Origin of the sequence: Marinimicrobium sp. UBA4209 (assembly GCF_002381585.1) — a bacterium.
Classification (GTDB): Bacteria; Pseudomonadota; Gammaproteobacteria; order Pseudomonadales; family Cellvibrionaceae; genus Marinimicrobium; species Marinimicrobium koreense.
The window spans coordinates 3,962-4,168 of the sequence record NZ_DFTP01000015.1 but is presented as its reverse complement, the minus strand read 5'-3'; the positions used below and the strand labels follow the sequence as shown (position 1 = coordinate 4,168).

1 protein-coding gene and 1 pseudogene are annotated in these 207 nt (G+C 56.0%); both read right to left on the bottom strand.

Features of this window, described 5'->3' with window-relative positions:
* Positions 1-104, bottom strand: a 104-nt coding sequence (gene rpsH, locus B3187_RS02690; protein ID WP_286804497.1) for a 30S ribosomal protein S8, incomplete at its 3' end; no start/stop codon positions are given.
* A 31-nt stretch (positions 105-135) separates the two neighbouring features.
* A pseudogene (locus B3187_RS02685) lies at positions 136-207 on the bottom strand (30S ribosomal protein S14); the annotation flags it as partial.

The window sequence follows — 207 nt, the reverse complement described above, 5'->3', positions numbered from 1 at the left end:
GAGGCCTTCAGTTTGGAAGAGGGCATGGTGACATTCGACTTTCCCACCTGCTGGGCGTTTCGAATGCGAGTCAGCATATCGGCCAACGGATCTTGCATGCTCATCTGATTCTGCTCCTAATGTTAAGCCCTGGGCTTACCAGCTGGACTTGACCAAACCGGGAACGTCGCCCCGCATGGCAGCTTCACGCAGCTTGTGGCGGCACAA